Source organism: Limnohabitans radicicola (assembly GCF_014837235.1).
Classification (GTDB): Bacteria; Pseudomonadota; Gammaproteobacteria; order Burkholderiales; family Burkholderiaceae_C; genus Limnohabitans_A; species Limnohabitans_A radicicola.
The window spans coordinates 16,625-42,772 of record NZ_JACYFT010000001.1; the positions used below are offsets into that span (position 1 = coordinate 16,625).

Annotated in this window: 29 protein-coding genes; 22 read left to right on the plus strand and 7 right to left on the minus strand. The window is 56.9% G+C overall.

Annotation, left to right across the window (positions count from 1 at the left end; genetic code table 11):
* Positions 1-984 (plus strand): hypothetical protein, encoded by a 984-nt coding sequence (locus IC609_RS00100; protein WP_191817439.1) that lies wholly within the window; start codon positions 1-3, stop codon positions 982-984.
* 21 nt (positions 985-1,005) lie between these two features.
* Here the strand turns inward: IC609_RS00100 and IC609_RS00105 are convergent, their stop codons facing one another.
* Positions 1,006-1,407 (minus strand): surface-adhesin E family protein, encoded by a 402-nt coding sequence (locus IC609_RS00105; protein ID WP_191817440.1) that lies wholly within the window; start codon positions 1,405-1,407, stop codon positions 1,006-1,008.
* An 11-nt stretch (positions 1,408-1,418) separates the two neighbouring features.
* Complete coding sequence (locus IC609_RS00110; protein ID WP_191817441.1) at positions 1,419-2,345, minus strand: lipid II:glycine glycyltransferase FemX; 927 nt, start codon at positions 2,343-2,345, stop codon at positions 1,419-1,421.
* Between the two features lie 3 nt (positions 2,346-2,348).
* Here IC609_RS00110 and IC609_RS00115 point away from each other — a divergent pair, with 3 nt between their 5' ends.
* Genes IC609_RS00115 through IC609_RS00125 form a run of 3 tightly spaced genes read left to right on the plus strand, consistent with a single transcriptional unit; the run spans position 2,349 to position 4,453 of the window.
* Positions 2,349-2,618, plus strand: coding sequence for a hypothetical protein (locus IC609_RS00115; protein WP_225223931.1), 270 nt, complete (start codon positions 2,349-2,351; stop codon positions 2,616-2,618).
* Positions 2,619-2,633: 15 nt separating this feature from the next.
* Positions 2,634-3,497 (plus strand): flagellar motor stator protein MotA, encoded by an 864-nt coding sequence (gene motA, locus IC609_RS00120; RefSeq protein WP_191817442.1) that lies wholly within the window; start codon positions 2,634-2,636, stop codon positions 3,495-3,497.
* A complete protein-coding gene (locus IC609_RS00125; RefSeq protein WP_191817443.1) occupies positions 3,497-4,453 on the plus strand; it encodes a flagellar motor protein MotB in 957 nt (318 codons plus the stop codon). The genes motA and IC609_RS00125 overlap by 1 nt, the downstream gene beginning before the upstream one ends.
* Positions 4,454-4,470: 17 nt before the next feature.
* Here IC609_RS00125 and IC609_RS00130 read toward each other — a convergent pair whose 3' ends face one another.
* Together IC609_RS00130 and IC609_RS00135 are read right to left on the minus strand one after the other, a co-directional pair.
* Positions 4,471-4,965 carry a hypothetical protein gene (locus tag IC609_RS00130; RefSeq protein WP_191817444.1) on the minus strand — a complete coding sequence of 165 codons (495 nt, stop codon included), beginning with the start codon at positions 4,963-4,965 and terminating at the stop codon, positions 4,471-4,473.
* A gap of 83 nt (positions 4,966-5,048) precedes the next feature.
* Positions 5,049-6,302: a sigma-54 interaction domain-containing protein gene (locus IC609_RS00135; protein WP_191817445.1), complete on the minus strand. Its 1,254-nt coding sequence runs from the start codon at positions 6,300-6,302 to the stop codon at positions 5,049-5,051.
* Between the two features lie 246 nt (positions 6,303-6,548).
* On the opposite strand from IC609_RS00135, the gene IC609_RS00140 reads away from it, so the two are divergent.
* The 5 genes from IC609_RS00140 to IC609_RS00160 are packed head-to-tail and all read left to right on the plus strand — an operon-like array spanning position 6,549 to position 10,225.
* Complete coding sequence (locus IC609_RS00140; RefSeq protein ID WP_191817446.1) at positions 6,549-7,037, plus strand: LPP20 family lipoprotein; 489 nt, start codon at positions 6,549-6,551, stop codon at positions 7,035-7,037.
* 15 nt (positions 7,038-7,052) lie between these two features.
* Positions 7,053-8,276 (plus strand): hypothetical protein, encoded by a 1,224-nt coding sequence (locus tag IC609_RS00145; RefSeq protein WP_191817447.1) that lies wholly within the window; start codon positions 7,053-7,055, stop codon positions 8,274-8,276.
* Positions 8,277-8,301: 25 nt separating this feature from the next.
* Positions 8,302-8,805 (plus strand): hypothetical protein, encoded by a 504-nt coding sequence (locus tag IC609_RS00150; RefSeq protein ID WP_191817448.1) that lies wholly within the window; start codon positions 8,302-8,304, stop codon positions 8,803-8,805.
* Between the two features lie 26 nt (positions 8,806-8,831).
* Positions 8,832-9,950: a hypothetical protein gene (locus IC609_RS00155; RefSeq protein ID WP_191817449.1), complete on the plus strand. Its 1,119-nt coding sequence runs from the start codon at positions 8,832-8,834 to the stop codon at positions 9,948-9,950.
* A complete protein-coding gene (locus IC609_RS00160; RefSeq protein WP_191817450.1) occupies positions 9,947-10,225 on the plus strand; it encodes an EscU/YscU/HrcU family type III secretion system export apparatus switch protein in 279 nt (92 codons plus the stop codon). Before IC609_RS00155 ends, IC609_RS00160 begins: the two co-directional genes overlap by 4 nt.
* Before the next feature lie 32 nt (positions 10,226-10,257).
* Here IC609_RS00160 and IC609_RS00165 read toward each other — a convergent pair whose 3' ends face one another.
* From IC609_RS00165 to flgA, 3 genes are all read right to left on the minus strand, one after another.
* Positions 10,258-10,680 (minus strand): flagellar export chaperone FlgN, encoded by a 423-nt coding sequence (locus IC609_RS00165; RefSeq protein WP_191817451.1) that lies wholly within the window; start codon positions 10,678-10,680, stop codon positions 10,258-10,260.
* A 7-nt stretch (positions 10,681-10,687) separates the two neighbouring features.
* Positions 10,688-10,978: a flagellar biosynthesis anti-sigma factor FlgM gene (flgM, locus tag IC609_RS00170; protein WP_191817452.1), complete on the minus strand. Its 291-nt coding sequence runs from the start codon at positions 10,976-10,978 to the stop codon at positions 10,688-10,690.
* A 119-nt stretch (positions 10,979-11,097) separates the two neighbouring features.
* The gene (flgA, locus tag IC609_RS00175) at positions 11,098-11,826 is read right to left on the minus strand and encodes a flagellar basal body P-ring formation chaperone FlgA (RefSeq protein ID WP_225223932.1); all 729 of its coding nucleotides are present in this window, start codon (positions 11,824-11,826) and stop codon (positions 11,098-11,100) included.
* A 135-nt stretch (positions 11,827-11,961) separates the two neighbouring features.
* Between flgA and IC609_RS00180 the strand changes: the two genes are divergently transcribed.
* The 13 genes from IC609_RS00180 (at position 11,962) to fliD (ending at position 26,035) form a co-directional block, all read left to right on the plus strand.
* Entirely contained in the window at positions 11,962-13,035 is a 1,074-nt protein-coding gene (locus tag IC609_RS00180) for a LysM peptidoglycan-binding domain-containing protein (RefSeq protein WP_191817453.1), read from the plus strand.
* A 177-nt stretch (positions 13,036-13,212) separates the two neighbouring features.
* Entirely contained in the window at positions 13,213-13,602 is a 390-nt protein-coding gene (gene flgB / locus IC609_RS00185) for a flagellar basal body rod protein FlgB (RefSeq protein ID WP_191817454.1), read from the plus strand.
* Between the two features lie 2 nt (positions 13,603-13,604).
* Positions 13,605-14,030 carry a flagellar basal body rod protein FlgC gene (gene flgC / locus IC609_RS00190; protein ID WP_191817455.1) on the plus strand — a complete coding sequence of 142 codons (426 nt, stop codon included), beginning with the start codon at positions 13,605-13,607 and terminating at the stop codon, positions 14,028-14,030.
* A 14-nt stretch (positions 14,031-14,044) separates the two neighbouring features.
* Entirely contained in the window at positions 14,045-14,740 is a 696-nt protein-coding gene (locus IC609_RS00195) for a flagellar hook assembly protein FlgD (protein WP_191817456.1), read from the plus strand.
* Between the two features lie 35 nt (positions 14,741-14,775).
* Positions 14,776-17,160 carry a flagellar hook-basal body complex protein gene (locus tag IC609_RS00200; RefSeq protein ID WP_191817457.1) on the plus strand — a complete coding sequence of 795 codons (2,385 nt, stop codon included), beginning with the start codon at positions 14,776-14,778 and terminating at the stop codon, positions 17,158-17,160.
* A gap of 31 nt (positions 17,161-17,191) precedes the next feature.
* Positions 17,192-17,953, plus strand: coding sequence for a flagellar basal body rod protein FlgF (locus IC609_RS00205; protein ID WP_191817458.1), 762 nt, complete (start codon positions 17,192-17,194; stop codon positions 17,951-17,953).
* A 19-nt stretch (positions 17,954-17,972) separates the two neighbouring features.
* Positions 17,973-18,758, plus strand: a complete 786-nt coding sequence (gene flgG / locus IC609_RS00210; RefSeq protein WP_191817459.1) for a flagellar basal-body rod protein FlgG — start codon at positions 17,973-17,975, stop codon at positions 18,756-18,758.
* A 12-nt stretch (positions 18,759-18,770) separates the two neighbouring features.
* Entirely contained in the window at positions 18,771-19,481 is a 711-nt protein-coding gene (locus IC609_RS00215; RefSeq protein WP_191817460.1) for a flagellar basal body L-ring protein FlgH, read from the plus strand.
* A 16-nt stretch (positions 19,482-19,497) separates the two neighbouring features.
* Positions 19,498-20,646 (plus strand): flagellar basal body P-ring protein FlgI, encoded by a 1,149-nt coding sequence (locus IC609_RS00220; RefSeq protein WP_191817461.1) that lies wholly within the window; start codon positions 19,498-19,500, stop codon positions 20,644-20,646.
* Between the two features lie 18 nt (positions 20,647-20,664).
* Positions 20,665-21,123 (plus strand): rod-binding protein, encoded by a 459-nt coding sequence (locus IC609_RS00225; protein ID WP_191817462.1) that lies wholly within the window; start codon positions 20,665-20,667, stop codon positions 21,121-21,123.
* A complete protein-coding gene (flgK, locus tag IC609_RS00230) occupies positions 21,120-23,612 on the plus strand; it encodes a flagellar hook-associated protein FlgK (protein WP_191817463.1) in 2,493 nt (830 codons plus the stop codon). The genes IC609_RS00225 and flgK overlap by 4 nt, the downstream gene beginning before the upstream one ends.
* A gap of 11 nt (positions 23,613-23,623) precedes the next feature.
* The gene (flgL, locus tag IC609_RS00235) at positions 23,624-24,535 is read left to right on the plus strand and encodes a flagellar hook-associated protein FlgL (protein WP_191817464.1); all 912 of its coding nucleotides are present in this window, start codon (positions 23,624-23,626) and stop codon (positions 24,533-24,535) included.
* A gap of 78 nt (positions 24,536-24,613) precedes the next feature.
* Positions 24,614-26,035 carry a flagellar filament capping protein FliD gene (gene fliD, locus IC609_RS00240; RefSeq protein WP_191817465.1) on the plus strand — a complete coding sequence of 474 codons (1,422 nt, stop codon included), beginning with the start codon at positions 24,614-24,616 and terminating at the stop codon, positions 26,033-26,035.
* Positions 26,036-26,148 lie beyond the last annotated feature (113 nt).

Consider the following 26,148-nt stretch of genomic DNA (forward strand, 5'->3'; position numbering starts at 1 on the left):
ATGAGTGAATCCACACCACCGACCGCTGACACCCAGGAAGCCCCAGCTTCAACCGAGGCAGCATTCGTTGCGGCCGAGCCTGTGACTGTGCCGGGCAGTGTGGATGCACCGGAGGTCTCTGCGGCCAAAGCGCTTGAGGCGACAGACAGCCCCAAAGCGTCTGACGCCCATGCAGGATTGGCGGTAGACGAAAGGGCTTATCAGCAATACCAGGCTTTGGCACAGACCGTGCTGGATTCTGCTGACATTGCCAGCAAATCAGCGGAATCTGCGCTGGCGGTCAGCGGACAGCTGCGCAAAGCCACCATTGAACTCAAGGCTTTGACCGATGTCGGGCACAAGAAAGCACGTCTTTTGCTGGCCATCGGCGGTGGCGTGATGGTGGTGTGTACCTTGTTTTTCCTGATCATGGGCGTTCGGATGGTCGGTCGCATCAACCAACTGGATGTCATGGTGGAAGCCGTCGGCAAGCGGGTGATCGAGTTGAACGTGGCCATGGAGTCGATCGAAGGCGTCAACCGCAGCATGCAGGAGCTGACGGCCAAGCAGAACGAACTCACGAAAGCACAAGGTCAAATCGAGGGCCGCATCGATGCTTCGCTCAAGCAATCCGAAAGCCTGGTTCAGAAAGTACCCAGTGAAACCGCCAAACAAGTGGCGGCCAGCAGCGATTCGCTGATGCGTCAGGTTCAGGGCATCAACAGCCGACTGCAAAGCCAGGCCAATGCGGTTCAGTCACTCGGTGGGGAGGTCAAGTCACTCAAGTCCGCCGTGGGCAATGTGGACAGCCTCAAGCGTGATGTAGAGAGCCTGATCACCCTGCAAAAAGAGCGCTACCTTGAAGCCTTGCAGAAAAACAATGCCAGCGCAGTCAAAGAACGGGCACTGCAATACCCCAGGGTCTCACCTCCCAAGCCCGCGGAAGCCGCGCCCTCGGCCCAGAGTAACCCTGGCCCAGTCTTGGCACCAGCGGCCAAACCTTGAGGCCATTGCCTCAATGGCGCTTCACTTGCAAAGCCAGATATAGGTGAGCGTGAACAGTCCGTATGGCGGGATTTTTTTCCAGTAGCCTGGCTCTTCGACAGTGAACAGTTTTTTCCCCGTCAAAGACGGGCCACTGAAGCTGTCCATCTGGCTGATGCGGTGCATCTTGTACTGACAGTCGTACTCGTTCATGTAGCGCCGCGACATGACGCCGTCCGGATCCGCGATTTTGAGGTCCTGCATCTCCCAGACACGGCGAATGGCATCGTCTTTCTCGACCGCATTGCGGTTGACGTGCAGGACCACTTCGGGCGTCTCGCCGATCTTGGTCCAGGTCATGGCCTGCGCAGGCGTGGCAAGCCCAACGACAGATGCCAGGAAGGCGCTGCGCCATCCAAATAACGGGAAGTCTCGAAATGCCATCTGTTTCATTTTCAGAAATACGTTCCCGCCAGTGTAAGCACCTGACCACCCGTGGCGAGTTTGAACCGGGAAATGCCTGGCAGATCGTGGGTGTTGATACCCCCCAGATCCAGACGCCGAATGCCTTGCCTTTTCAAATGAAGCATGGCCTGCCAAAGCATGACGTTGTGGGCACTGAGTTTACGCCCCTCCTCGTCCGACCAGCCGATATGGTAGGTGGCCCCACCGCCATGCAACAGGAAGAGCATGGAGGCGATGATTCGTCCTTCATGGCGCGTGGTCGCCACGAAAAAGCCCTGATCAGGCCGCTCGTGGCCATCGATGAATGCGGGCACAAAATCCGTGGGCAACCCATGGAAATTCCGGCTGGCCCTCTGTTCCATCTCCTTTTCGAGTAAATGCCTGCATTCGCGCATGTCGGGTTTGAATTGCACCTGCAAAGGGGCACTGCGCAAAGGACGGAACACCCGGTTGCGCCATTTGCGGTCCAGACCTTCGCGCAGCTTGGCCTCGTCTTGCGTCAAGTCCAGCACGACGGTGGAGTAACCCGTCATCACCCTGTGCAGGCCCTTGACCGATGCGTGTTCCACTTGATCCAGCGGTAAATCAGGCGAAAACAGGGTCACCCTGAACATGCGCGTCGGGATGGACTTCTTGAGTGCCTTGTAGAGGTGGTTTTTAGCCGCCGCATCGAGCGCAGGTGACCAAACGGGTCCACGTGTACAGGACGCCAGGCTGATGTAGTGCAGATACCGCCGTCCGATGAATTGCGCCAGTGCGAGCACCTTCTTGCCGTCCATGACCGCGGCACGGTGCGCCTGAACCCCCAGTGTCTTCATGGCTTCGCCATAAGCCCAGGACTGTTGCAAAGACCCACCATGTTGGGCATGAAATTCCTGCCATGCCTTGCGCGGTAACGCATTCCAGATCACCTTCATGGCATGATCATAGTTAAATTGCTTCTACAGACTCAAGAAATCTACAATTCTGTCGATTTCTCCGATGTCGCCAAACGTATCCGGGCCATGAAACGAGCACCTTCGCAAACGATTTTCTTTGGGCATGATGTGCCCAAAGACCATCTGACGCTGGCGGGCTACCTTTGGCTGGGGGTCTATCTTGGTCTGCCCGTTGTGATTCTGGGCAACCTGCTGGACCTGCTGATGCAAAAATGGTTTGGCTGGTGCATTGGCTTTTGGTGCATCCTCTAGTTTCAAAGGTTAACCATGTTCTTTTTCGTTGGTCTCGCCGTTGTGTTTGGCGCTGTGTTCGGTGGTTACATCATCCACGGGGGCAAGATGGCGCCCATCATCAAGGCCGCGCCTTTCGAGTTCATCATCATTGGTGGTGCGGCCATCGGGGCTTCTTTGGTGAGCAACAGCCTGGCCGTGTTCAAGGCGGCCATGGCCGGTATTGGCACCTGTATCAAAGGCCCCAAATGGCACCAGGCCGACTATCTGGCCTTGATGGTGCTGATCGGCAAACTCCAGGCTGTGATGAAAAAAGAAGGCGTTGTGGCGCTGGAAGGCCATGTCGAAAATCCGGAAGCCAGCCCAATTTTTGGTGAATTCCCTCAGTTGGTCAAAGACCATTCGATCGTCCAAATGATCTGCGACCCTCTGCGCCTGATGGTGATTTCCCAGGGTAACCTGGATCCGGATGCGGTCGATGACCTCATGAAAAGAGCCATCAAAGTCCACCACCACGAAGCCCTGCTGGCCCCGGGGGCACTCACCGCGATTGCCGGTGGTTTGCCTGCTCTGGGTATCGTGGCTTGCGTGTTGGGTGTGGTGAAGACCATGGGCTCGATTGACCAGCCGCCCACCGTGCTGGGTGGCCTGATCGGCTCGGCACTGGTTGGTACCATGCTGGGGGTGTTTTTGGCTTACGGCATGTTCGAACCCTTTGCCGGCCGACTCACCCAGATCATCAACGAAGATGCCCAAGCCTACGATGTGATCAAAGAAATGATTGTGTCCAACCTGAAAGGGTATGCCCAGCCCGTGATCATCGAGTCAGCTCGTGCCTGTATCAGTCACCACAATCAGCCCAGCTTCTCGGAAGTCTTTGACAGCCTGCGGGGGGCTTGATGGCTGAGGCAGACAAACCCGCAGAAGGCACGCCCGACGCAGCACCGGCAGAGCCGGTTCGGCCCATCATCCGCAAAATCATCGTCGAAGATGGTCATGCGGGTGCCCACGGTGGTGCCTGGAAGATTGCGCTTGCGGACATGATGACGGCCATGATGGCCTTCTTTTTGCTGATGTGGCTGTTGGGTGCCAGCACGGATGACAAGCGCAAAAGCGTTGCCGAATACTTCCGCCCTGCTTCGCACAGTCAAATCGTTTTTGGTGAACTGGCAGGCTCCAATGGCATGTTCGGTGGCAAATCCATCATCGATCCAGAAGATGGCTTTCCATTCACCGCCAAACAAACCGCTCTGCTGGAGCGTCTGACCCCCCAGTCAGAAGGTGGCCCCAATGCAGACAACGGGTCCTCGCAAGAAGAACGAAACAGGGAAGGCCCGCAAGATGACGCGCCCAGCGGTGCAGCTGGATCATCGTCCAAACAGCAGGACAAGGAAAATTACGACAAGCTTGAAAAAGACATCAAACAAAAGCTCCAGGATAACAAACAACTCCAGGGCATGAAGGATCAGGTCAACATTGTCCGTGAAAAAGATGGCTTGCGCATCGAAGTGATCGACAAAGCCGATTACTCCATGTTCTCCAGCGGGACTGCCGACATGAATGGCAAAGCGGCCAATCTGATCAAGGAAGTGGCCAAGTCGCTCAAGGACATGCCCAACAAGGTGGCCATTCGTGGCCACACCGACAGCATGGGCTTCGCGCCGGACAGCCTGCGCAACAACTGGTCTTTGTCGAGTGAGCGAGCTGATGCGACTCGCCAAATCCTGCAGGGTGCGGGGATCAACTCCAACCGCTTCTCACGCATCGAGGGCGTCGCAGACACGGCCCCGTTCGTGTCCAATAACCCGGCCGATCCGCGCAATCGGCGGGTCAGCATCACAGTTTTGAACCAATAAGAAAATGATCAAACCGCTCAAAATGGCGGTTTGATCACTTGAGCGCAGGTCCCCTTGATGAGACGGATGGTCTTGCCGGATTGGGTGCCAATGCTCTGTTCAAAGCTGCCTGTCTTGCGGTCGATGGTGAACTCTTCACGGTTGATCATGACCCCGAAACGCTGGAACATGGCTGGGCGTGACACCATCAATTTGCTGCCCACGACGCTCAAGTTACCACCTCGGCTCTCTGAAATCGCAATCTTGCCTTGATACCAGCCCGTGGACTTGGTGAAATCCACTTGAGCCATGGTGATGCGGGAAGGCTCATCGACCGTGATGCCCAAAGCGATCTGCCCATCGAGGTCCAGACTCAGCTCGCAGATCATGTCCATCACGCCCTTGTTGCTGCCAGGCTTGCTGACCTCGACGGGCGATGTGGACGAATCGCCAGAACCGAGCAAGCCCATCAGACCCCAAATGCCTCCCATGAGCGCTGCACCCATGGCCATACCACCGAGTATTTTTTTCATCGTGATTGAAATTGAATTGTGCTTTGCACATCATACCCAGCACAAGCAGCACCCGGCAACTGCCATTGGGTGTAGCCGGCCCGTCAGCCCACTGAGCGCAGTTCGTACTTGTTGATTTTTTCAATCAAGGTGGTGCGCTGCAGCTGCAGCAATTTTGCTGTGCGTGACACATTGCCCTGCGTCCGCGAAAGCGCCTGCTCGATCAGACTGCGCTCGACATTCACCAAATGCTGCTTCAGAGACAACCCATCGGGCGGCAATGTCTGAATGCCTTGCGCCAACAAGATCACTTCCTCCACCGCATTCATTTCATCGTTGGATGCCCCACCAGCCAAAGGACTGGACGGCAGCATGAATGGCGGCAATGGCGCTGGTGCATCCTCGGCCGTCAAAAGCAGATGGGCCATGGGATCGTTGTCATCGGCAAAAGGCCCTTTCGGCGGCTGTGCCGCAGCGACCACACTGGCACCATCGCCACCTGCACGAGCCTGCAAGAGTGCAGACAGGGGCACTTCGGAGCCCCCTGCTGATCCCTTGGACAAGACTTTGGCCTGCAAAGCAGCCATCCCGGACGGCAACATGCTCGATGGCACCATGTGCACATGCACGGCCTGCCCTGGGAACAGCGTTGAAAACCGATCCACCAGATTCGACAACTCACGCACATTCCCTGGCCAGGCATAACCCTCGAACAGTCCCAACATGTCAGGCGCCAGGCTCAGTGGCTTGGTTCCCGGCAACATGTGCTTGCGTGCATAAAACTGAACCAGTTGCGAGACGTCCTGACTGCGCTCACGCAGCGGTGTGGTCGAGATCGGCAAGACATTGATCCGGTAGTACAAGTCCTCGCGAAAACGACCCGCTTCCACTTCCTTTTCAAGATTGCGGTGCGTGGCAGCCACCACGCGCACATCGATCGGCACCTCCGTAGAAGCCCCCACAGGCAAGACACATTTTTCCTGCAACACACGCAGCAATTTCACCTGCATGTCCATCGGCAAATCGCCGATTTCATCGAGAAACAAAGTGCCACCGTTGGCCAACTGAAATCGGCCCATGCGATCAGAAACCGCCCCAGTGAATGTGCCTTTGCGGTGACCAAACAATTCACTCTCGATCAACTCACGGGGAATGGCGCCACAGTTGATCGGGACGAACGGTCCGCTGGCCCGCGGACCTTGCATGTGCAGCGCTTGCGCCACCAACTCCTTGCCTGTTCCGCTTTCACCCGTGACCAGGGCTGTGGAGCTGGAGGCAGCGATGGCCTGAATCAGTTGGCGCAACGATTCGATGGCTGGACTCTGTCCAATGATGGGAATGGCTGAAGCTGGTCGCATGGGGCTAAATTACAATTTCGTCGTTTATAAGATATTTACGCGTTTTTAACAATTTATTTATTAAAAACGACGTCAGTTTGGCGCAACGAGCTTCATTAAAGAGCACCAAAGAACTCACACAAACCATTTTTTCATTGCCCGCCCACGCTGGCCTGCTCAAGAGATCGAAGCTGATGCCGATTCCAGAGACAAGCCGCACACAGCCTGTCTGGAATGTCTGTTGTGGGGCGCAAGGAGTTCTGAACCATGATCCCCCAAAAAATGACAATTGCCCTGCTCGGGCTCATGCTGGCAGGTTGCCAGTCCATCCCCTTGTTCCCGGTTCAAGGCGATGCATCGGGCGCCGAGGGTACCAAACCCAACATGATCACGCCCCTGGTGGAAAAACGTGAAACCATCATGGCCACGGGCTATGCCGTGATCAGCATACAGAACCACAAAAACCCCTCGCAACAGCGTTTGCTGGCGATCCGGGCCTCCAAGCTGGACGCCTACCGGGCCCTGACCGAACAAGTCTATGGTCAGCATCTGGACGCCACCACCACCGTGGCGGACATGACCATCATGAGTGACACTTTCCGCGCCAAGGTTGAAGGCGTGATTTATGGTGCCGTGCTGGTGAGCATCACCCCGGTGGGTGATGACACCTACGAAACGACGCTGTCGCTGGACACGAGCGTGGTGCGCGATCTTCGCTTGCTGTACCTGAGCCAATTGGCCGCACGTCGCAAGTAAGAGCGAGGAGCTGCAATGAAAACCGCTCTTTGGATGGCCGTGGCTCTGGCAGTGGCTCCATCTGTGGCCCTGGCGCAAACCAAAACACCTGCTCGCACCAGCGCACCTGCACCTGCGGCCGCAACACGAGCCCCACTGACAGTGTCTTCATTGCTGCCGGCACCAGCGGCACTTGCCACGCCTTCGACCCCAGCACAAGAGCATGAGCGCCAACTGCAGGCGATTCGGCAGGCTCTGCTCGAAGCCACCATGGATCGCCCGACCCGTGTGATTTCCAGCGCCTGGGTCGATGGCGATGGCGTCCTGCACGAAAGCGCACACTTCCATTCCCAAGCAGAGGTGCAAGGTGTTCGCATCCTGTCCTATGTTCAGGGCGAAGAGCCCGTCACTGCCAAAGTGGACGCCCAGGTCTTGCCTTGGGGCTTGCGCCAAACCAAAGCGGCCGATGGCAGTTGCCAGAGCCCGCCGCGCGCTTGGCGTTTACCGATGACACTGCAAACCCGATTGGACAACGGCTTCAGTGGGTCGCAACAGCACGCCAGTCAATGGCTGCTCAAGGCAGCCAGCCATTACTGGAGTGAGCGCTTGAGCGAGTCCAAACGCTGGCAAGGCCAGGAAAGCGCACGTCCAGCAAGCAACACGTACAGCCAAATGCTGTACGGCAGTGGCGAAGCCAGTGCCGGTTGGGCCGCCGAATTGAGTCTGAGCCCGCAACCTGCACCCGAAGACCAGGCCCTGCCCTGGACCCAGCGCATGCCCTGGGTCGCGCCCGCATGGCGTTGGAGCCTGAACCTCACCGTGGGTCGCCGCTCGGCGCCTGACCTGCCCATCCAGCCCGTATGGACTGCCCGCCAAAGCGTATCCATCCCCATCCAGGACATGACCCACCAACCCACGGTGGTGTTGGCACAACTCCAGCAAGCCCTGGAGCGTAAAGTGGGTGAATGGATCCAGACGCTGGAGCAAAACAACCAATGTGAGCCGCTGCAATTTGCCGTCTTGCGTCAGTCCGGCAGTCAATTGATGCTGCAAGCAGGCCAAGGCAGCGGATTGCGCCCAGGCGACCGGGTGCTGCTCATGAACCCGACACACGTCCCCAGCCGCGTGCTCGAGCCAGGCGCAACACAGCACTTGGCACTGGCAGAGGTGGTGCGCATTGACCGACACCAGACCGAATTACAACAACTCGCTGGCCCGGCCCTGCCCGCGCACGGCCAATGGGTGGCTCTGCCACTGTGATGACCTCTCCCCGGAAATGATCCATATGCGCCTCCGCCCTCACCTCTGTATCACGCCAGTCAAACCCCATCTGGGCGCCCTGATCGTGGGTCTGGCGGCCAGCTGGTCAGGTCTGGTCCATGCCACGGACAGCTCTGCTGCTGCAGCCGCCGTGGCCAAATTGTTGGCTCTGCCTGCACCAGGCAGCGAAACAAGCCTCGCCGCACCAGACCAGACCCGCAGACCGGTTGTCACCGTGCTTCGCGGTGAAACGCTGGACCGTGTCATTCGCCGCACCTTGCCGGGTCAACCTTTCAAGGACGAGTTTGTGCGCAAGGCATTTGTCCAACTCAATCCGGGAAGTTTGGACAACCGATCAACACGGGTCTTGCCCGCTGGCAGCACGCTCCAGGTGCCCACCCCTCAAGACCTGATGGGCATGCTGAGCCAGCAGTACCCTGCACTGCTCAAAACCAGACCGGGCGAGTCTGGCGAAGAAGCTGCTGTGGCCAACTTTGCACCAAAGCGCCGCTGGGTCCAGTACCCGTGAACATGGCTTGATCCGGTTAAAACGCCATGATCACTGGCGCCGAAACGGCCCACCTGAGCACGAGACACAGCCCCATTTACCTGGAGGGCAAGCTGGCTTTGGCCGAAGCCCCCAGCGCGCAAGAGCTGGGATTGCGGGAAGGGCAAATCGTTCGTGCCAATGTACAAGCCCGTGAGGGTGGCCTGCAAATGAGTCTGGGCGGCCGAATGCTGGACTTGCCGCGGGATTTACCTCCGGGCCTGCGCTTGTCGGCTGGAGACAGCCTGCTGTTCAAGGTGCAGGTTCAAAGCGATGGCACCATCGTCCTGCGGCCAGCCTCAGGGCAAGCCAGTGAGCCCCCCCCATCTCTGTCGAGTGCCGCAGCGGTGCCAGGAACTTGGCCGGGCAGAACCCAGCAGCTGGAATTGCGCCCCCCTGACATGGGCTTGCTCAGCCAGCTGTTGCGACCCGGGATACTCGAAGGCCTGGCACAGCAAGTGGCCAGCAGCTCGCCCCAGCTGGCCATGGTTGTTGAGCAGTGGCTGCGCCAGCGCATGAGCATGGCCCAGCTGACACCCGAGAAGCTCAAACAACTGTTCAGTCGCAGTGGCTGGATGAATGAGGCCTTGTCACTGCAAAAACGCAGCCCCGATGGCGTTGACCTCAAAAGCACCCTGAAACAATTGCTGGGCGCGCTTGAAAAACAGGAGGCCGATGGCGTTCACTTGGTCAAGAACGCCCTCGATGACATCGAGTCACGGCAACTGGCTGCGGCGGAATCCCTCAGCGCCCGCGAATGGGCGTTTTCCATCATGCTGCCATTTCGTGATGCAGAACCGGTGGCATTGCGGTTTTCCAAGGCGCGGCGCCCACCAGACGAAGAAACCGCGCCCTTCGTCATCCAGTTGCACACACGCAATCAGGACCTGGGCGAGGTCTGGCTTCAAACCTGCATCAGCCATCAGACCGACGTGGACATGGTCATGTGGGCCGTACGCGAAGACATTGCGGCCCGAGCCCAGGCACAGTCAACCCAGCTGTCGGAGGAGCTGGAAAATGCAGGATTGCGAATGACGCGCTTACAGGTCATTCATGGCGTTGCGCCCAAAGATCTGGCCAGCTGGGTTCCACCCGAGTCTGGCAGCATGGTGGATGTGCGCACATGAAACCCCTGATCAAAGAAGCCATTGCGCTGGAGTATGGCAAGCGGTCCACGCCGATTGTGAGTGCCAGGGGTCAAGACGAACTGGCCCAGCGCATCATCGATGAAGCACGCCAACACGGCGTCTATGTCGCCGAAGACCCTCAATTGGTGGCCCTGTTGTCACGTGTGGATCTGGAGGCAGAAATTCCTACCGAGCTCTATACCGCCGTGGCGGTCATCCTCTCGTGGGTGTATTGGCTCAAGGGCATGCGCCCAGGCGATGAAAAAAGGCCCTGAACAGGCCTGGCAGAAGGGGGCAAATAAGAATATCAGGCCAGATGCTGTGACCAAGTGCCTTGCGGCCGAGACATGCGACCCAGCCGATCGTACAAATCCACTGTGGCAGCTTCTTGGCCTTGCAAGGCCTGCAAAGCACCGCGCACAGCCTGCAATTGGCGCTGCATCAGCTGGATATTGCGCAGATGCGCTTCGCGACAAGCGCGCAGAAGAACCTGCTGGTCTTCCCAAGCCTGAGGCACGGAGGCTTGCGCAGTGGCCCATTGCGCGAGAGCTGACAGCTGCTCCAACACACTGTTTTTTTCTGCCTGAAGTTCCTCAAAACGTGGCAAATCGCGGACTTTGAGTGCCTCAAACTCCAGCTCGAGCAGCGCCTGAAGGCGCTGCGTCAACGGTTCAGCATGCGCCAGCCCAACTTCAGGCAACACTTCGGCCATGCGCAAATCCTCTGTCATGGACGGGTCAGCCCCTGATCATGTTTTCAATGGCCACAAAGTTCTCGGCAATGCGGCGCACATCCAGTGGATACTGACCTTGCTGGATCGCACGCTTGATCGCTTCGACCTTGGCACGGTCAAATTGGGGCTCTTGCGTGGCCTGGCGCGCCACTTCACTGAGGTGAAGTTCATCGCTTTGGCCAGACGCGGGTGCCGCCTTGGCTTTGTCCGTGCTTTGTTCACCCTTGGCTGCCACCTTGCGGATGGAAGAATCCATCTGGGCAATGCGGCCAAAATGAGAAATCGGATCGGTCATGTTGTTACTCTTTTCTGGTCTCTGTCATCTGAGCTGAGACCATGCTCGTATTCAGCATCGGCATGAGATTTTAGAACTTGAGCTGTTTTTCGATTTCTTTTTTATTTTGTATTATGAAATCAATAGCCCTGAACAGCATTGGGCCCCTTCACCACCCCCGTCAGGATCTTGCCTGATTCATTGTTCTTGAGTTGAACCTTCTCTCCCATTCGCCCATCTTGCAATGCCTCGACCCGGGCCGTGATCTGAAAACCTTGGGCCTGCCCCACAGACAGCAGCACCAGCTGACCGCGCTTGACCAGCACAGTCGGCCTCACATCCTGAGTGCGGATCGGTTGACCAGGGCGCAGATCACGCACCAGCTCCGAGTGCAACACATCGGCCACCACCTCAAAGGCAGGTGAGCCCACAAGGGAAGTATCGGCATCAGCCAGCACAACATGAGTCTCGTTGAGCACGGTTCCCCGCGGCAACACCCCGGTGGCCACCAGAACCTTGCGAGGTGCCTCTTTGACTGGTGTGGACTCCCGCTGGGTCGAGGCCAATGGTTTGGGCGCCAATTTGTTGTTCACTTTGACATACAACTGCCATACAGGCTGACTGCAACGCACACGAACCGTCTCTGCGCTGCTGAAAGGCGTGTCCAACACAAGGGGAACACCACAAGCTTGCAACTTCAAACGCGGATCCAGGGGCGCCAACTCCAACGCCTCGATCGGGGTCTTTTGTTGTTCTGACGCCCACTTTTTGACCGTCTGCTCAAGAACTGCCATCGGGCTGACTTCGGTCACCGCTGGGCGTTCGGCTTTGCTTTTGGCCAGGGCAGGACTCAGCAGTCCGTTGCCCATGAGGCCTAGCAGACCCAATCCAAACAAAAGGATCCATCGGCACAGCAATTGCTTTAAGACGTACATGGGTGTGGAAGTTTCGACAGTTTGTGGATGCAGACACACCGATCAAGCAAGAAAGAGACCAAGGCCAATATGGCACTTCAAAATCCGGGAATCACGCCTGCCACCGCCTTGACGAACCTGTCGTCAGGCGGCAGTGTGCCCGGTAAAAATGTCGCCAACAGTGGTCAATTCAGCCGTGTTCTGGCTCAAATTGCCCCCACCACCAGCCCCACCGTGCAGGTCCAGCGGGGGGACACTTTGATCGGCTTGGTCAAAAGCCAACACAGGCAACAGGGCCTCATGGTGAACGACAACCAGGCATTCCGCCTGGCCCATCAGATCGCGGCAGACAACCGCATCGCCAATCCCGACCTGATCCGTCCTGGCCAAAAAATCGACTTCAGCCGCCTGAATCAGACATTCGCTGCCAAACCGCCAACAGTGGCCAGCGTTCTGGACACCCCACCAGCAGCCAAGACGGCCCTCGACCAACTGCGCGCCAGCACCGCTTCGGCAGTGCCCCCCCCCCCTCTCCGATCGGCGGCAAATCACCCCGTCCTGGATCAAGTGCTGAATCGGGCGGTCGATAAAGGCTTTCTGCCAAGCAGCGATTTGGCCGGGGTGCGCAGCAAAATTACCCAGTTGGCCGAAAAATACAACTTCGAGCCCGACGACTTTGCGCGTTTGAGCCTGATGGAAAGTGGCGGCATGAATCCCCGGGCCAGCAACGGTCACTGCCACGGGATCATTCAGTTTTGCGATGGGCCCGCCCGTGGCGCTGCGGCGGTCGGCTTTCCCCGCAATGCCAAAGCCATCCTGGGCATGAGTCTGTTCAAACAACTGGATCTGGTGGACCAGTATTTCAGCAAGGTGGGGATGCCCGTCAAAGCCGAAAAACAAGGTCTGGACGATCTGTACCTGAGCATCCTGTCACCCGCAGCACGCAGTGAAGCTCGCCCTGATGCCCCCCTGTCCATTGGTGGACCTCAGGCCAGCTGGTTGCATGTGGACCGCAACACACGCAACCCGATCACGCGGTCTTCGCTGGTCTCGGGCCTGCATGCCATGACCGAGGTGCTGCTGGGTTCAAACACCCCGAACAAGAGGCCGACGCGCATCTATGCAGAGGTGGCAAACCCCGCCAATCCTGGCTCAGAGTGGTGAGCGGCAAAGCCTTGCCGCCAGCGTCAATTCCTTGCCGCTGAGAGCGGCAGAGTCCCTCAAAAGCGTCAAAAAACCAGCTGGCACGCCTTTTGCAGGGATCGACATGAACAAGCACAACTTGAGGCGTGATCGTCAAAAAGTTGGCAACCAACGGTTTTGGAAATCTGAGGAACCAAGATGAACCTTTTGAACAACATGATGGGGCTGCAAGAGCAAACGCTGCAACTCAAGGCACGTCGTTTGGAAGTCATCGCCCAGAACATTGCCAACGCAGACACGCCCAATTACAAAGCGCGCGACATCGACTTCAAGGCCGTGCTCGGCGCCACCCAGCAGCAGGAAACCGCGATGGAGGCGACCAAATCGGGCCACTACTCGTCAGCCCAGACCATGAGCCCGGACGGCATGCGTTTTCGCACCCCGTTCAACACCTCTTTCGACGGCAACACCGTGGAGATGAGCCTGGAGCAAGCGCAATACGGTAAGGCCGCAGGCGACTACCAGGCCACTCTGAACTTTCTGCAAAGCCGCATTGGCGGCATTCGCAAAGCACTGAAAGGCGAATGAACATGGCACTTGACAGTATTTTTGGCATTGCCGGCACTGCACTGAATGCGCAGTTGACCCGCATGAACGCCACCGCGTCCAACCTGGCCAACGCCGGCACCGTGTCCGCCACCGAAAAAGAAGCTTTCCGCGCCAAACGCCCTGTGTTCCAGGCGCTGATGGACGAGCAAATGACCCATTCGGGCGCAGCCTATGTGGGCGGCGTCAAGGTGGCCAAGATTGCCGACGACACCGCTCCACCCCAGCGTGTTGCAGACCCGAAAAACCCGCTCGCTGACAAAGATGGCTATGTCTACAAATCCAACGTCAGTGAAGTCACCGAAATGGTGGAAATGATGGCTGCCGCACGCTCCTATCAGAACAACGTGGAAGTGATCAACACGGCTCGCCAGTTGATGATGCGCACGCTGGACATCACCAAAGCCTGATTGGACACGCCCACATGACCACCACAGCCCCCACCTCGGCCGCCTTGCTGGGCTCCAAAGTGACCAGCTATGAGGCCAATAAAACGGCCAGCGCCACTGCGACAGCCGCCAACATGGGCAAGCAGGATTTTCTGAAACTGTTCACCGCACAGCTCAACAACCAGGACCCTTTGGATCCGGTGAAAAACGAAGCATTCGTGGCTCAGCTTGCCCAATTCTCGCAACTCGAAGCACTGACCAACATCCAGACTTCCATGGACGGCTTCGTCAACAGCATGTCCTCCGAGAAGATGCTGGGCAGTGCTTCGCTCATTGGCAAACGGATTTCTGTGCCCGATGCGCCAAGTCAGCTCAGCGAGGGCGGCACGATCGACGCCAACATCGATTTGCCAGAGGGTGCCAGCGGCATTCAACTCAATGTCACTGACGCCAATGGCAACAAGGTTCAAGAATTGATCGCCGGCCCACAATTGCCAGGCTCGGCCAATTTGAGCTGGGATGGCCGCGACAGCCTGGGCAATCCAGCGCCTGCAGGCACCTACTACCTCACGGCCAATGCCGTGGTCAATGGCAAAACAACCAAGGTCTCGGTCAACACCCTGGCCACCGTCCGTTCCATCACCACCAACCCTGCTGACGGCAGCATCAGCCTCGACGTGGGCAGCAGCAAACCGATTTTGCTCTCCAGCGTCAAGCAAATCAGCCAGTAAACCATTCAAACCTTCCATAACAGGAGAAGTTCACCATGTCGTTCTATACCTCGCTGACCGGCCTGAACGCTGCCACCGCGCAACTGGGTGTCACCAGCAACAACATCGCCAACGTGGGCACCACAGGGTTCAAGCGCTCACGCGCTGACTTCGGTGACATTTTCTCAACCTCGCCACTGCAAAAATCGTCCAGCAACATCGGTCAGGGCGTCTCGCTCAAACAGGTGAGCCAGGAATTCAGCCAGGGTAACGTCAGCACATCCGGCAACTCCCTGGACTTGGCCATCACTGGCGACGGCTTCTTTCCCCTGCGTTCACCCGACGGGCTGCAGGAGGTTTACACCCGCAACGGCTCCTTCATGCTCAACGACCAGAACAACGTGGTCAACTCGGCTGGCCAACGTCTGCTGTCTGCCGCGGTTGACAGCTCCGGCAAGGCCGACCTGAGCAAGCTCTCGGTGCTGAACATCCCGCCCAAAACATCGGGCATGGCCAAAGAAACCACCAAGATTCAACTGGGTTTGAACTTGCCGGCCGACTCCACCGTGATCACGGCCGAATTCGATCGAACCAACCCTGCCACTTACAACAAAAGCACGGCGCTGACGGTGTACGACAGCGGTGGTAACGGTTATCTGGCCACGGTCTATTACGTCAAAACCCAAGGTGCCAGCCCCTCCATGCCTCAGAGCAAATGGCAAACCTACGTGTATGTTGGCAACAGCAAGGTCACCCCTTCACTGATGCAAGCGACCGACAAAAACGGCCAACAACTGTACGTGAACAAGTATGGCGATATCAAACCGGAATCGGCAGTTCAGGACGAACTGGTGACCGGAAAAACCATGATGTTCTCGCTCAATCAATTGACAGACCAGCGCGTGTCGCAACCAGCCAACCTGCACGGCGAAGAAGTCACGGTCTTGACCGCCGACATGACGCCCACACCTGCAGACGTCAATCTGGGCAAGATCTCTTTGGGCGGTGCGGCCAGCAGCACAGGCACGGCAAAATTCAAACTGTCCGTTGATGGCTCCGCCGATGTGGACATCCAATTGGACGAAACCACCGCAAAAACGCCTGAAGAAATCGCAGCTCGCCTGGCGAATGCCATCAACAAAGCCTTTGGTGACGATGCATTGGTCACGCCGGCAGACCCTACCGCCACGCCTCCCGTGGTTGGCAAGGACGATCGCCGCTATGGCATCGATGTGAAATACGACACGGCAGCGAAACAATTCATCATTTACTCCGGCACCACAGGTGACACCTCGAGCATCAAACTGACTGTGGATGACACCGATCCCGCGGCAACTCAGCTGGGCTTGATCAGCACCGAGACTCCGGCATCGACCATCGATGCTGTTCGTGGCAAGCCCTCGGCCCCCGCCGTGCTCAATGGCAACGCGATCACCGTCAACACCTCGGGCAGCGTGAGCATCAACGACCTGAACAACAAATTCAGCATCACGGTCAATGGCGTCAAGGGCACGATCACGCTGCCGGCACCGAACAACACAGGCACGATCACCGACCTGGCGCAAACGCTGCAGACAGAAATCAACAAACTGGAAGACCCCAATACCGGCAAACCCATTCGCGGCGTGACTGTCAATTTTGATGCCCCGAACAACCGCCTGGTCTTCAGCACAGGCAACACCGGCGACAGCGCTTCCATCAAAGTGACCGGTTCGGCCGATTGGGGCTTGAGCAATTCGGAAACCGCTCGCGGCAGCACATCCAACTGGTACAGCATGCACCAGTTCACCGAAACAGCAGATGGACTGCAAAAGCCCCAATTCATCGATGAAAACGGCAAGCAAACCGCTCTGCGTGATGGCTTCAACACCCTGCCCTCCTGGTCCCCCATCTACCTTGACCGTGGTGAGCTGAGTTTTGACCTGTCGGGTAAAACCCTCTCGCCACGCAGCAACATGCTTTTTGACACAGCCTTCCTGGAAGGTGGTAAAGGCGCTTTGACCATGCAGATCGACTTCACACAGTCGACCCAATACTCGTCACCATTCGCTGTGCTGTCGCAATCGCAAGACGGCGCCCCTGAAGGTGACTTGATGGGACTGGACATCGGCGTGGACGGCTTGGTCAGTGCCAACTATTCCAATGGTTCACAGCAGTCGCTGGGCAAGATCGTTCTGGCCAACTTCTCCAGCCCCACGGGTCTGCGTCAAGTGGGTGATGCCAGCTACCTGGCCTCCGCCACCTCTGGCAAGCCCAAAATCGGTGAAGGCGGCTCAGCAGGCTTCGGTGGCATTCGTGCGGGTGCAACAGAACGGGCCAACGTGGACTTGACCAAGGAACTGGTGGATCTGATCACTGCACAGCGAAACTTCCAGGCCAATGCCAAAGCCATTGAAACCAGCAGCACGATGACCCAGGCCATCGTCAACATCCGTTCCTGATTCAACGGATTGACCTTCAGGTAAACAAGCCATGGATAAACTGGTCTTCACCTCCAACTCCACCATCAAGGAGATGGCCACCGCACGCCAAGTCTTGGTCAACGACCTGGCCAACGTGTCCACTGTGGGCTTCAAGAGCAGCTATGACGTGGCCATGCAATCCGTCAAAGTCCAGGGGGCCGGGTTTGACACACGTGTCCAGGCCCAGGCGGTTGCGCGTGACCTCGTGCGACTTGAGCCCGGTGCCGTCATGGCCACAGGTCGACCTTTGGACATTGCCCTGGCTGGCAGATCGGTGCTGGCAGTGCAGGCGCCCAATGGTGAGATGGCATTCACACGCCGAGGCGACCTCAAGGTCAACGTTCAGGGTCAACTGGAAACCGGCAACGGTCACCTGGTGATGGGTGAAGGCGGTCCGATCAACATCCCGCCCGGCTTGCAAGTCACGGTCAATCCGGACGGCAGCGTCTACGCCCGTGACCCCAACCAAGTCGGACCTGCAGCCTCTGTGCTGATTGACCAACTGCGCCTGCGGGACGCCAGCACGACACCGCTGTCTCGCCGTACCGATGGTTTGTTCAGCGTGGCCGAAAAACCCGCAGGCACAGACATCACCAACGGCCCCGATGTACCTCAAGTGATCCCACAGGCACTGGAGGGCAGCAATGTGAACGCCATCGAAGCCATGGTCCGCCTGATGGACCACTCGCGTAGTTTTGAAACCCAAATGAAGATCATCAAGGAAACCCGATCGCTCGACGAATCCGGCTCCTCCATGATGAAAAACGCCTGATTGAAACCCGGAGAACCCCATGGACGCCTCAATGTGGATTGCCAAGACCGGCCTGGATGCGCAGCAAATGCGCATGTCGGTCATCTCGAACAACTTGGCCAACGTCAACACCACCGGCTTCAAACGAGACCGGGCCTCATTCGAAGACATGCTCTACCAAAACCTGCGCCAACCCGGCTCACAGGTCGGAGCCAACGCCCAAGCCCCCACTGGGTTGATGATGGGTACCGGTGTGCGTATCGTGTCCACCGAAAAAACCCACACACAGGGTAGTTTCGTGTCCACCAAGAATGCCCTCGACTTGGCCATCCAGGGTGAAGGCTTTTTCCAGATCCTGCAACCCGATGGCACCACTGCCTACACGCGTGATGGCTCCTTCAAGTTGTCCAACACTGGGCAATTGGTGACATCGAACGGCGCAGCACTGCAGCCCGCCATCACCATCCCCAACAATGTGGCCAGTGTATCGGTAGGCAACGACGGCACAGTTTCTGTGGAATTGGCCGCTGGTGGCGGCACCCAGGTGATTGGTACCGTGCAGATCGCCCGCTTCGTCAATCCTTCCGGTCTGCAATCCATGGGTCAGAACCTGATGAAAGAAACCCAGGCCAGCGGCGCCCCTCAGGTCAGCCAGGCAGGCTTGGGCGGTGCAGGCAGCATCCAGCAAGGCAGCCTGGAAGCCTCCAACGTCAACGTGGTCGAGGAAATGGTCAACATGATCGAAACACAGCGCGCGTACGAGATCAACTCCAAAGCGATCTCGGCTGTGGACGGCATGCTTAAGTTCCTGAACAACAACATGTAAGGCTCGGTGATCATGCTTCGCCATTTCACAACCGCATCGCTGCTCAGCGTGGTCATCACGCTGATGGCCGGGTGCGCAACACCGCCTGCACCCCTGGCTCATACGCCCGAATTTGCACCGGTCTATCCCCCAGCACTCGAAAAGTCTCAAGGCAACTCCGGTGCCATCTTCAGCAGCCGCACAGACAATTGGTTTGGCCGCAACAAGTCTTACCAGATCGGTGATGTGGTCACCGTGCTGCTGAATGAAGAGACACAAACCGAGCGCAACGTGGCGGCCAACGTCAACCGAAAGTCGACCAACAATGTACTCGCTGGCAGTACAGGCTTGTCCAATGCCATTCAGAACATCAGCATTGGCGGCAGCAAGCTCAGCGGCGTGATGCAAGGCCTCAAGATGGACGGTGCCGAATTCACCAATTCCGGTGGAGGCCAAGACTCCAAGACAGCCAAACTGATTGGCGCGGTGACCGTGACCGTGGTGGAAGTGTTGGCCAATGGCAATTTGGTGGTGCGCGGAGAAAAACAACTGGCGCTGACCGAAGGGTCCGAGATCATCCAGCTCAGCGGCATCATTCGCCCCACAGACATTTCCCCCAGCAACATGGTGCAGTCGAGCCGTTTGGCCAATGCCCAGATCGCCTATCGCGGCACAGGTGACTTGGCCAACGCTTCAAAACCCGGCTGGGGTACGAGCGCACTGATGAAAATCTGGCCCTTCTGAATTTCAGGGATCAATGATGTCTTTCCATCGCTTTCTCTTGACGACCTTGTTGGCACTGCTGGCCTGCGGCAACGCTTGGGCTGACCGTGTCAAAGATTTGGCCACTGTGGCCGCTGGCCGTTCCAACCAATTGATCGGTTTTGGCCTGGTGGTCGGTTTGCAAGGCACGGGCGACGGCTCCGATGTGTCGTTCACCACCCAAAGCATGAAGGCCATTTTGGGCCGTCTGGGCATCAGCGTGGACGTCCCTTTGTCCGACTTCTCTTTGCTCTCTGGCGCAGAAAAAGACGCCAAGGTTGGCAAGATCGATGTCAAAAATACCGCCGCCGTGCTCGTCACAGCTGAACTTCCTGGCTTTGCCAAGCCGGGTCAAAAAATCGATGTAAACGTCTCCGCCATCGGCAAAGCCAGCAGCCTGCGCGGTGGCAATTTGATCTTGACCAGCTTGCGTGGTGTCGACGGTGAAATTTACGGCATTGCACAGGGTGCACTCACAGCCACCGGGGTGGAGAGCAGCGCTGCAGGCTCCAAAGTCAGCATCGGCGTGCCGACATCTGCACGGATTGCCGGTGGTGCCACAGTTGAACGACTGGTGGAGAACCCTTTCGAGAAAGCCTCACACATTGTCATGAACGTGCGTGAAGCCGACTTCACTACCACAAGCGCCATCGTCAATGCCATCAACAAGAATTTTGGCGACGGCATTGCCAAGGCCATCGATGGCATGTCTCTCGCTGTGAAGGCGCCGACCGACCTGTCGCAGCGGGTGAACTTCATGAGCCTGATTGAGAACCTCGATGTGCAACCCGGTGAGCCCCCTGCACGCGTGGTGGTCAATGCCAAAACCGGCACGGTCGTGATCAGCCGCAATGTGAAAGTATCCGCTGCGGCGGTGGCGCACGGGACCATTTCTGTGGCAGTCACGGCCACCAACGAAGTTTCACAGCCCGGTGCGTTTTCACAAGGCCAGACGACTCCAGTGCAGAACGCCGACATCAAAGTGGAAGAACCCAAAAATCCGATGTTCCTGTTCCAGCCTGGTGTTGACCTTCGCCAGATTGTGGATGCGGTCAACCAGGTCGGAGCCACCCCATCGGCATTGATCGCGATCCTCGAAGCCCTCAAGAGCTCGGGCAGTCTGCGCGCTGACCTGATCATCATCTAACGCTTGATCGAGACACCCATGAGCGATTTGTCTACCACCAACTCTGCCAGTTACCTGGACTTTGGTGCGCTTGGCCGCCTCAAGGGTGAGGCATCTCGCGACCCCACTCAGGCCGTTCGGCAAACCGCTGAGCAGTTTGAAGCGTACTTCCTGCAGCAAATGATGAAGTCCATGCGCGACACGGTCGAAAAAAGCGATCTGGTCGAAAGCAACAACATGGAGATGTATCAGGACCTGATGGACAAGGAAGTGGCCATGAAAATGGTCAAGCGCGGCGGCATTGGTGTGGCCAACATGCTGGAAAAGCAGATGCTCAAACAAAGCGCTGAACTCTCCACGCAAGACGCACTGAAATTGCGGCCGATGGTGCAGCCGGAGGCGATACCTTTGGTCAAGCCGACAGAGCCGCTGCCGCTGAAGTCGACGGCCATTCAATCGTATGAGCTCAGTCGCCAAACCGTTGGAGGTAAGCCATGAGTGATTTACTCGGCATTGGCAGCTCCGGCGTGACCGCGTACCAGCGCGCTCTGGCCACAGTCTCTAATAACATTGCCAACGTCAGTACCGACGGCTACAGCCGCCAGGACGTCAACATCACCGCCAACGAACCCAGTCGCGAAGGCATCAGCTACGTTGGCAACGGCTCACGCTTTGATCAGGTTCGCCGTCAGTACGATGCTTTTGTAGAAACCAATCTGCGCAACAGCAACAGTGATTTGGCGGCACAAAAACCCCTACTCACCTATGTCAACCGCCTGATTGACGTCATGGGCGATCAGAGCATTGGACTGACCAGTGCCATGAATGAATTTTTCAAAGCCGCGGGTGATCTTGCCACAGATCCGGCATCGACCATCTCTCGCAGCAGTTTTTTGCAAAATGCCGATGGCTTGGCGGCACGCTTTCGTCAACTGGACAGTCAGCTGCAAATCCTTGACAGCGAAACACGTCAAGCGCTCGAAACGGATGCCGGTCAAATCAATGCCTACACGCAGCAGTTGTCTGCGCTCAACAAACAGCTGAGCAAGAATGGCGATGCAGAGAAACAACCTTCTGAATTGCTGGACCAGCGTGATTTGTTGCTGAAAAAGCTCTCCGAATTGGTGACCATCAAAACCAGTTTTTCGAACAATGGCGAAGTGCTGGTCACGCTTGGAGACACCAACAGTCAGGGATTCTTGGTCAAGGGCGCCACGTCCAGAGATGTCGTTCTGCAAGCTTCTGACCAAGGTGAACTGCAAATCAATTACCGCTATCCGCCCGTCGATGCAGTGAGTGGTAAAAAACTGGCCCTCCCCCCCATCAGCAGTGGAAAAATTGGTGGCACCCTGGCGTTTCGTGAGCAAGTGCTCCAGCCTGCCCAAAACAGTCTGGACAATCTCGCCAGGGTCATGACCACCGAAATCAACCGGATTCACACTTCCGGCATCGACGCCGAAGGAAAACTGGGCGGAGATCTTTTTGGCTTCGCGCCAGAAGCACAAGGCAAAGCAGCCGGCATCCAGGTGATCATCCAAGACACCAACCGTGTGGCTGCTGCTGGGCATTTTCGCATCATTGACGACCCCCTCAACGGCGGCACAGCACAGGCGCGAATCGGGTTCACAGCACCGGTGTACACTGGCCCCACTGGCTTGGTTGATGATTTGGCGAACGGCAACCGCCCTGCGATTGGAAGGCTGAGTCTGAGCGTTGGCGGCAACCAGCCCTACAACAGCGTGGGCTTGATCCCTGTGGGGCAAACCGATGTCGAGATTCACTTGGACCAGCCTCTTGCAGGACAGTCTCTGCAAGTCTTCACACGCGATGGACGGCAACTCCTTGGACAACCTTTGGCCGACGGTTCCATGGTCAAAACCGCCAACGGCATGGAAAGTGGCGCCACGTACAGCACACAGTACCTGAACAAGAGCGGCGACGACACTTACCTGGGCATGGACATCTTCATGGGCGCCAAAGCCAGCCCCATGGCCATCCAGCAGTTCAGCGTCCAAACGGGCGATGCCATCGAACCGCAAATGCGGGCAGCGGTGCTGACTGGCAGCACTTTCAATCCGTCTTTGACTTTACCCATAGCCGCAGGCGATTACACACTCAATGGCGTTGCCTTGGGTGCCCTGCCCCATGGCAGCAGCACCAGCCTGACCGCCATGGTCAACTGGCTGCGCAGCGCCAACGTGACCGGCATCACTGTGACTGCCGACACGGCCAACAACCGCATCGTGATGACCCGAACCGACACCACAGGCGATATCCGTCTTGGCTTGGGCAATGGCGGCAGCGCAGCAGAACTCAAAAAGATGGGGTTCGACACCGCTGTATCGATTCAAGGTGCTGCAGCCGATGATTTGCTGGTTTTTGTGAGCGACTCCAGCAACAGTGCGCGAACTGCAAGTATTTCTTCCCAATTTGGCGCGACCCAGGGCGACATGAAGCAAACCCTGCGCAGCGAGTCGTTCCAGATTCTGTTCAGCACAGACACGCATTATCAGATCATTGACAACAAGACCCAGACCATTTTGGCTGAGCGGGATCTGACTTATGACCCAGCCAATCCAACGCCCAGCATCAGCTACCGCGGTCTGAAAATGGATTTTTCAACCTACCCTAAGCAAGGCGACAAATTCACGATCGACGGCAACACGGATGGCATTGGCAACAACGAGACCATGATGGGTCTGGTGAATTTGGAAAATCAGAACGTCATGCCTGGCGGGCTGACCATGACCGAGGCCTACATTGAGCAAGTCAATAAATTAGGCAATGTATCCAGACAAGCCACGATTGCACAGCAAGCACTGACCGTGGTTTTCAACCAGGCCAAGGAAACACGGGACAGTGTTTCCGGCGTCAGCTTGGACCAAGAAGCTTCTGACTTGGTGCGTTATCAACAAGCCTACCAGGCCAATGCCAAGGTGATGCAAGTCGCCAGTCAACTTTTTGACTCCATTCTTCAGGTCCGCTGAGAAAGACCATCATGAAAATTTCAACCTCGATGCTCTTTGACCGTGCGACTGAGCGCATGAGCACCATTCAAAACCGGTTGGCCACGACGCAGGCTCAAATGGCAGAAACCAAACAAGTTCTCTCGCCCAGCGATGCCCCCGATCAAGCTGCAGCCATTCAACGTCTGCATGGCGAAATTGATCGCCAGGACAGCCACATACAGGCACTGAAGGTGGCCATGCAGCGATTTTCGGCTGAAGAAACCGCGCTGAAGTCATCGAGTGACATCCTGACCCGAGTCAAAGAGTTGGGTCTGCAAGCGGGCAACGACACCTTGAGCCCAGAAGACCGCAAAGCCGTCGGCGTGGAACTCAAGGCATTGCGTCAACAACTGGTCAGTCTGGGCAACAGCCGGGATGACAGCGGCAACTATTTGTTTTCGGGCACACGGGTCAAGACGCCCGCTTTTTCGGAAGATACCGATGGGGTCGTGACCTACCATGGCGATCAAACGCAAACCCAGATACCTGCGGGCGTGGAACGCGTTGTGCAGTTCACGCGCGCTGGTACCGATGTTTTCAGCCGAGTGGTCCGTCAGGATGGGCAGAGCGTAGGTTTCTTTGACGCGCTCGATCACATGATCAAGGCTGTTGACAACAGCGATACCCAGGGCATTCAGCAAGGCATTTCTGATGCCTCCCAGATGAGCAGCAACCTTGACCTGGCTTTGGCTCATACAGGATCCGATCAAAAAGTCGTTCAGTCACAATTGGACGTGCTCAATGAAACGACGCTCCGGCTCAAGTCCTCGCTGTCCCAAGTTGAAGATCTGGACTATGCCAGCGCAGTCACCAAAATGAACAAAGAGATGATGGCCCTGCAGGCCGCCATGGGCAGCTTTTCCAAAATCTCCAGCTTGAGTCTGTTCGAGTACATCAAATGAGCCATGCTGACTGAAACCCATTGCACGGGTTCACATTTCTTTCAGCAGTAACTCCTTCTTTGAAGATCACCAACCACCATGGCCACCAACATCGTTACAACACTGGGCGCAGGTTCTGGCATCGATGTCAAGTCGTTGGCACAAAGTTTGGTCGATGCAGAAAAGACGCCGCGCAAAGACGCTATTGAAGCAAAGATCAAAAAAACAGAGGCCAAAATTTCAGGGCACGGTGCGATCAAATACGCTTTATCTCAATTGCAAACAGCGTTTGCCAAAATGAACGATGCATCTGAGTTTGCCTCCATCAAAACCACGAACAGCCAGCCTGCAGCATTTGGCGTCAGCACCACCAGTCTGGCGGAGGCAGGGAGCTTTAACGTATCTGTGGGACAAATTGCGCAGGCACAACGGACTGTAACCGGCGGCTTTGTAGCCAGAAATACCCCCTTGAGCCCCGACGACGACCTGGAACTGACCCTGGTCACAGGCATCAGCCCAAACACCACCAGCGACACCATCAGTGTCAACACCAAGACACCAGCGGGCATTGTGAGTGCGATCAACAGCGCCAACAAAGGCATCAGCGCTCAGCTCGTCAACACGGGCAGCAATTTCAAAATTGTCATCACAGGCGAAACGGGTGCCGCCAAAGCCTTCACACTGACCAGTTCATCAACAGATGTGACATTCAATGCACCGGCGCAAGTTGCACAAGACGCTCAATTCAGCATCAACGGACTCGGCATTACCCGGAGCAGCAACACCATCAGTGACGTTGTTGATGGCGTCACTTTTGATTTGTACACACCAACCACCACGCCTGCACGTCTGGACTTGCAACGCGAAACCACCAGCATCAAAGACAACATCAAGGGGCTTGTCACCGCATACAACGACTTTGAGTCGGCCATGAAAGTCTTGGGTGACAGAGAAAGCAAAGTGGATGAATTCGGTGGTGCACTCGCAGGCGACAACCTGCTTCAGACTGTTCGCAGCCAGGTCCGGTCCATGGTCACGGGCAATTTCAAGGCATATGCGAACCCATCTGCAACGACCGGTACCCCACTCAACCCTGATGTGTACGCCGGTCGCCACGTCGGTCTGAGCATTGACCGCAATGGCGTCTTGACACTGGACGAAGCCAAACTCGACAAGGCACTGAGCAGCCATTTTGACCAAGTCAGCACCATGTTCACCGCTGGACAAAATGCCCAGAGCATTTACAACCCCGCGAACGGCGGCTTGGCAGGAGAAGCAGTCAAAAAATTGGACAAAATGCTCAGGAGCACCGGCATCATTGATGGCCAAACCAAGACGGCCACAGCCAAAATCACGGCATACAAAGCCGACTTGAGCAAACTCGACGATCAAATGACCAAATTGCTGGACCGGTATACCCAGCAATTCAGTGTCATGGAATCCATCGTGGGCAACAGCAACAGTGTGCGCACCGGACTGAAGAATACTTTCGCGTCCATGTCAAACAGCAACAACAACTAAAACATAAACCCTCAGGAGCATCTGCCCTGGGGATTACGATTTATCTGATTCGGCACTCAAGTTATCGGAGTGAGTGCCGATGCATGGTGACGACTCCCCTGTTCTGGGCATTC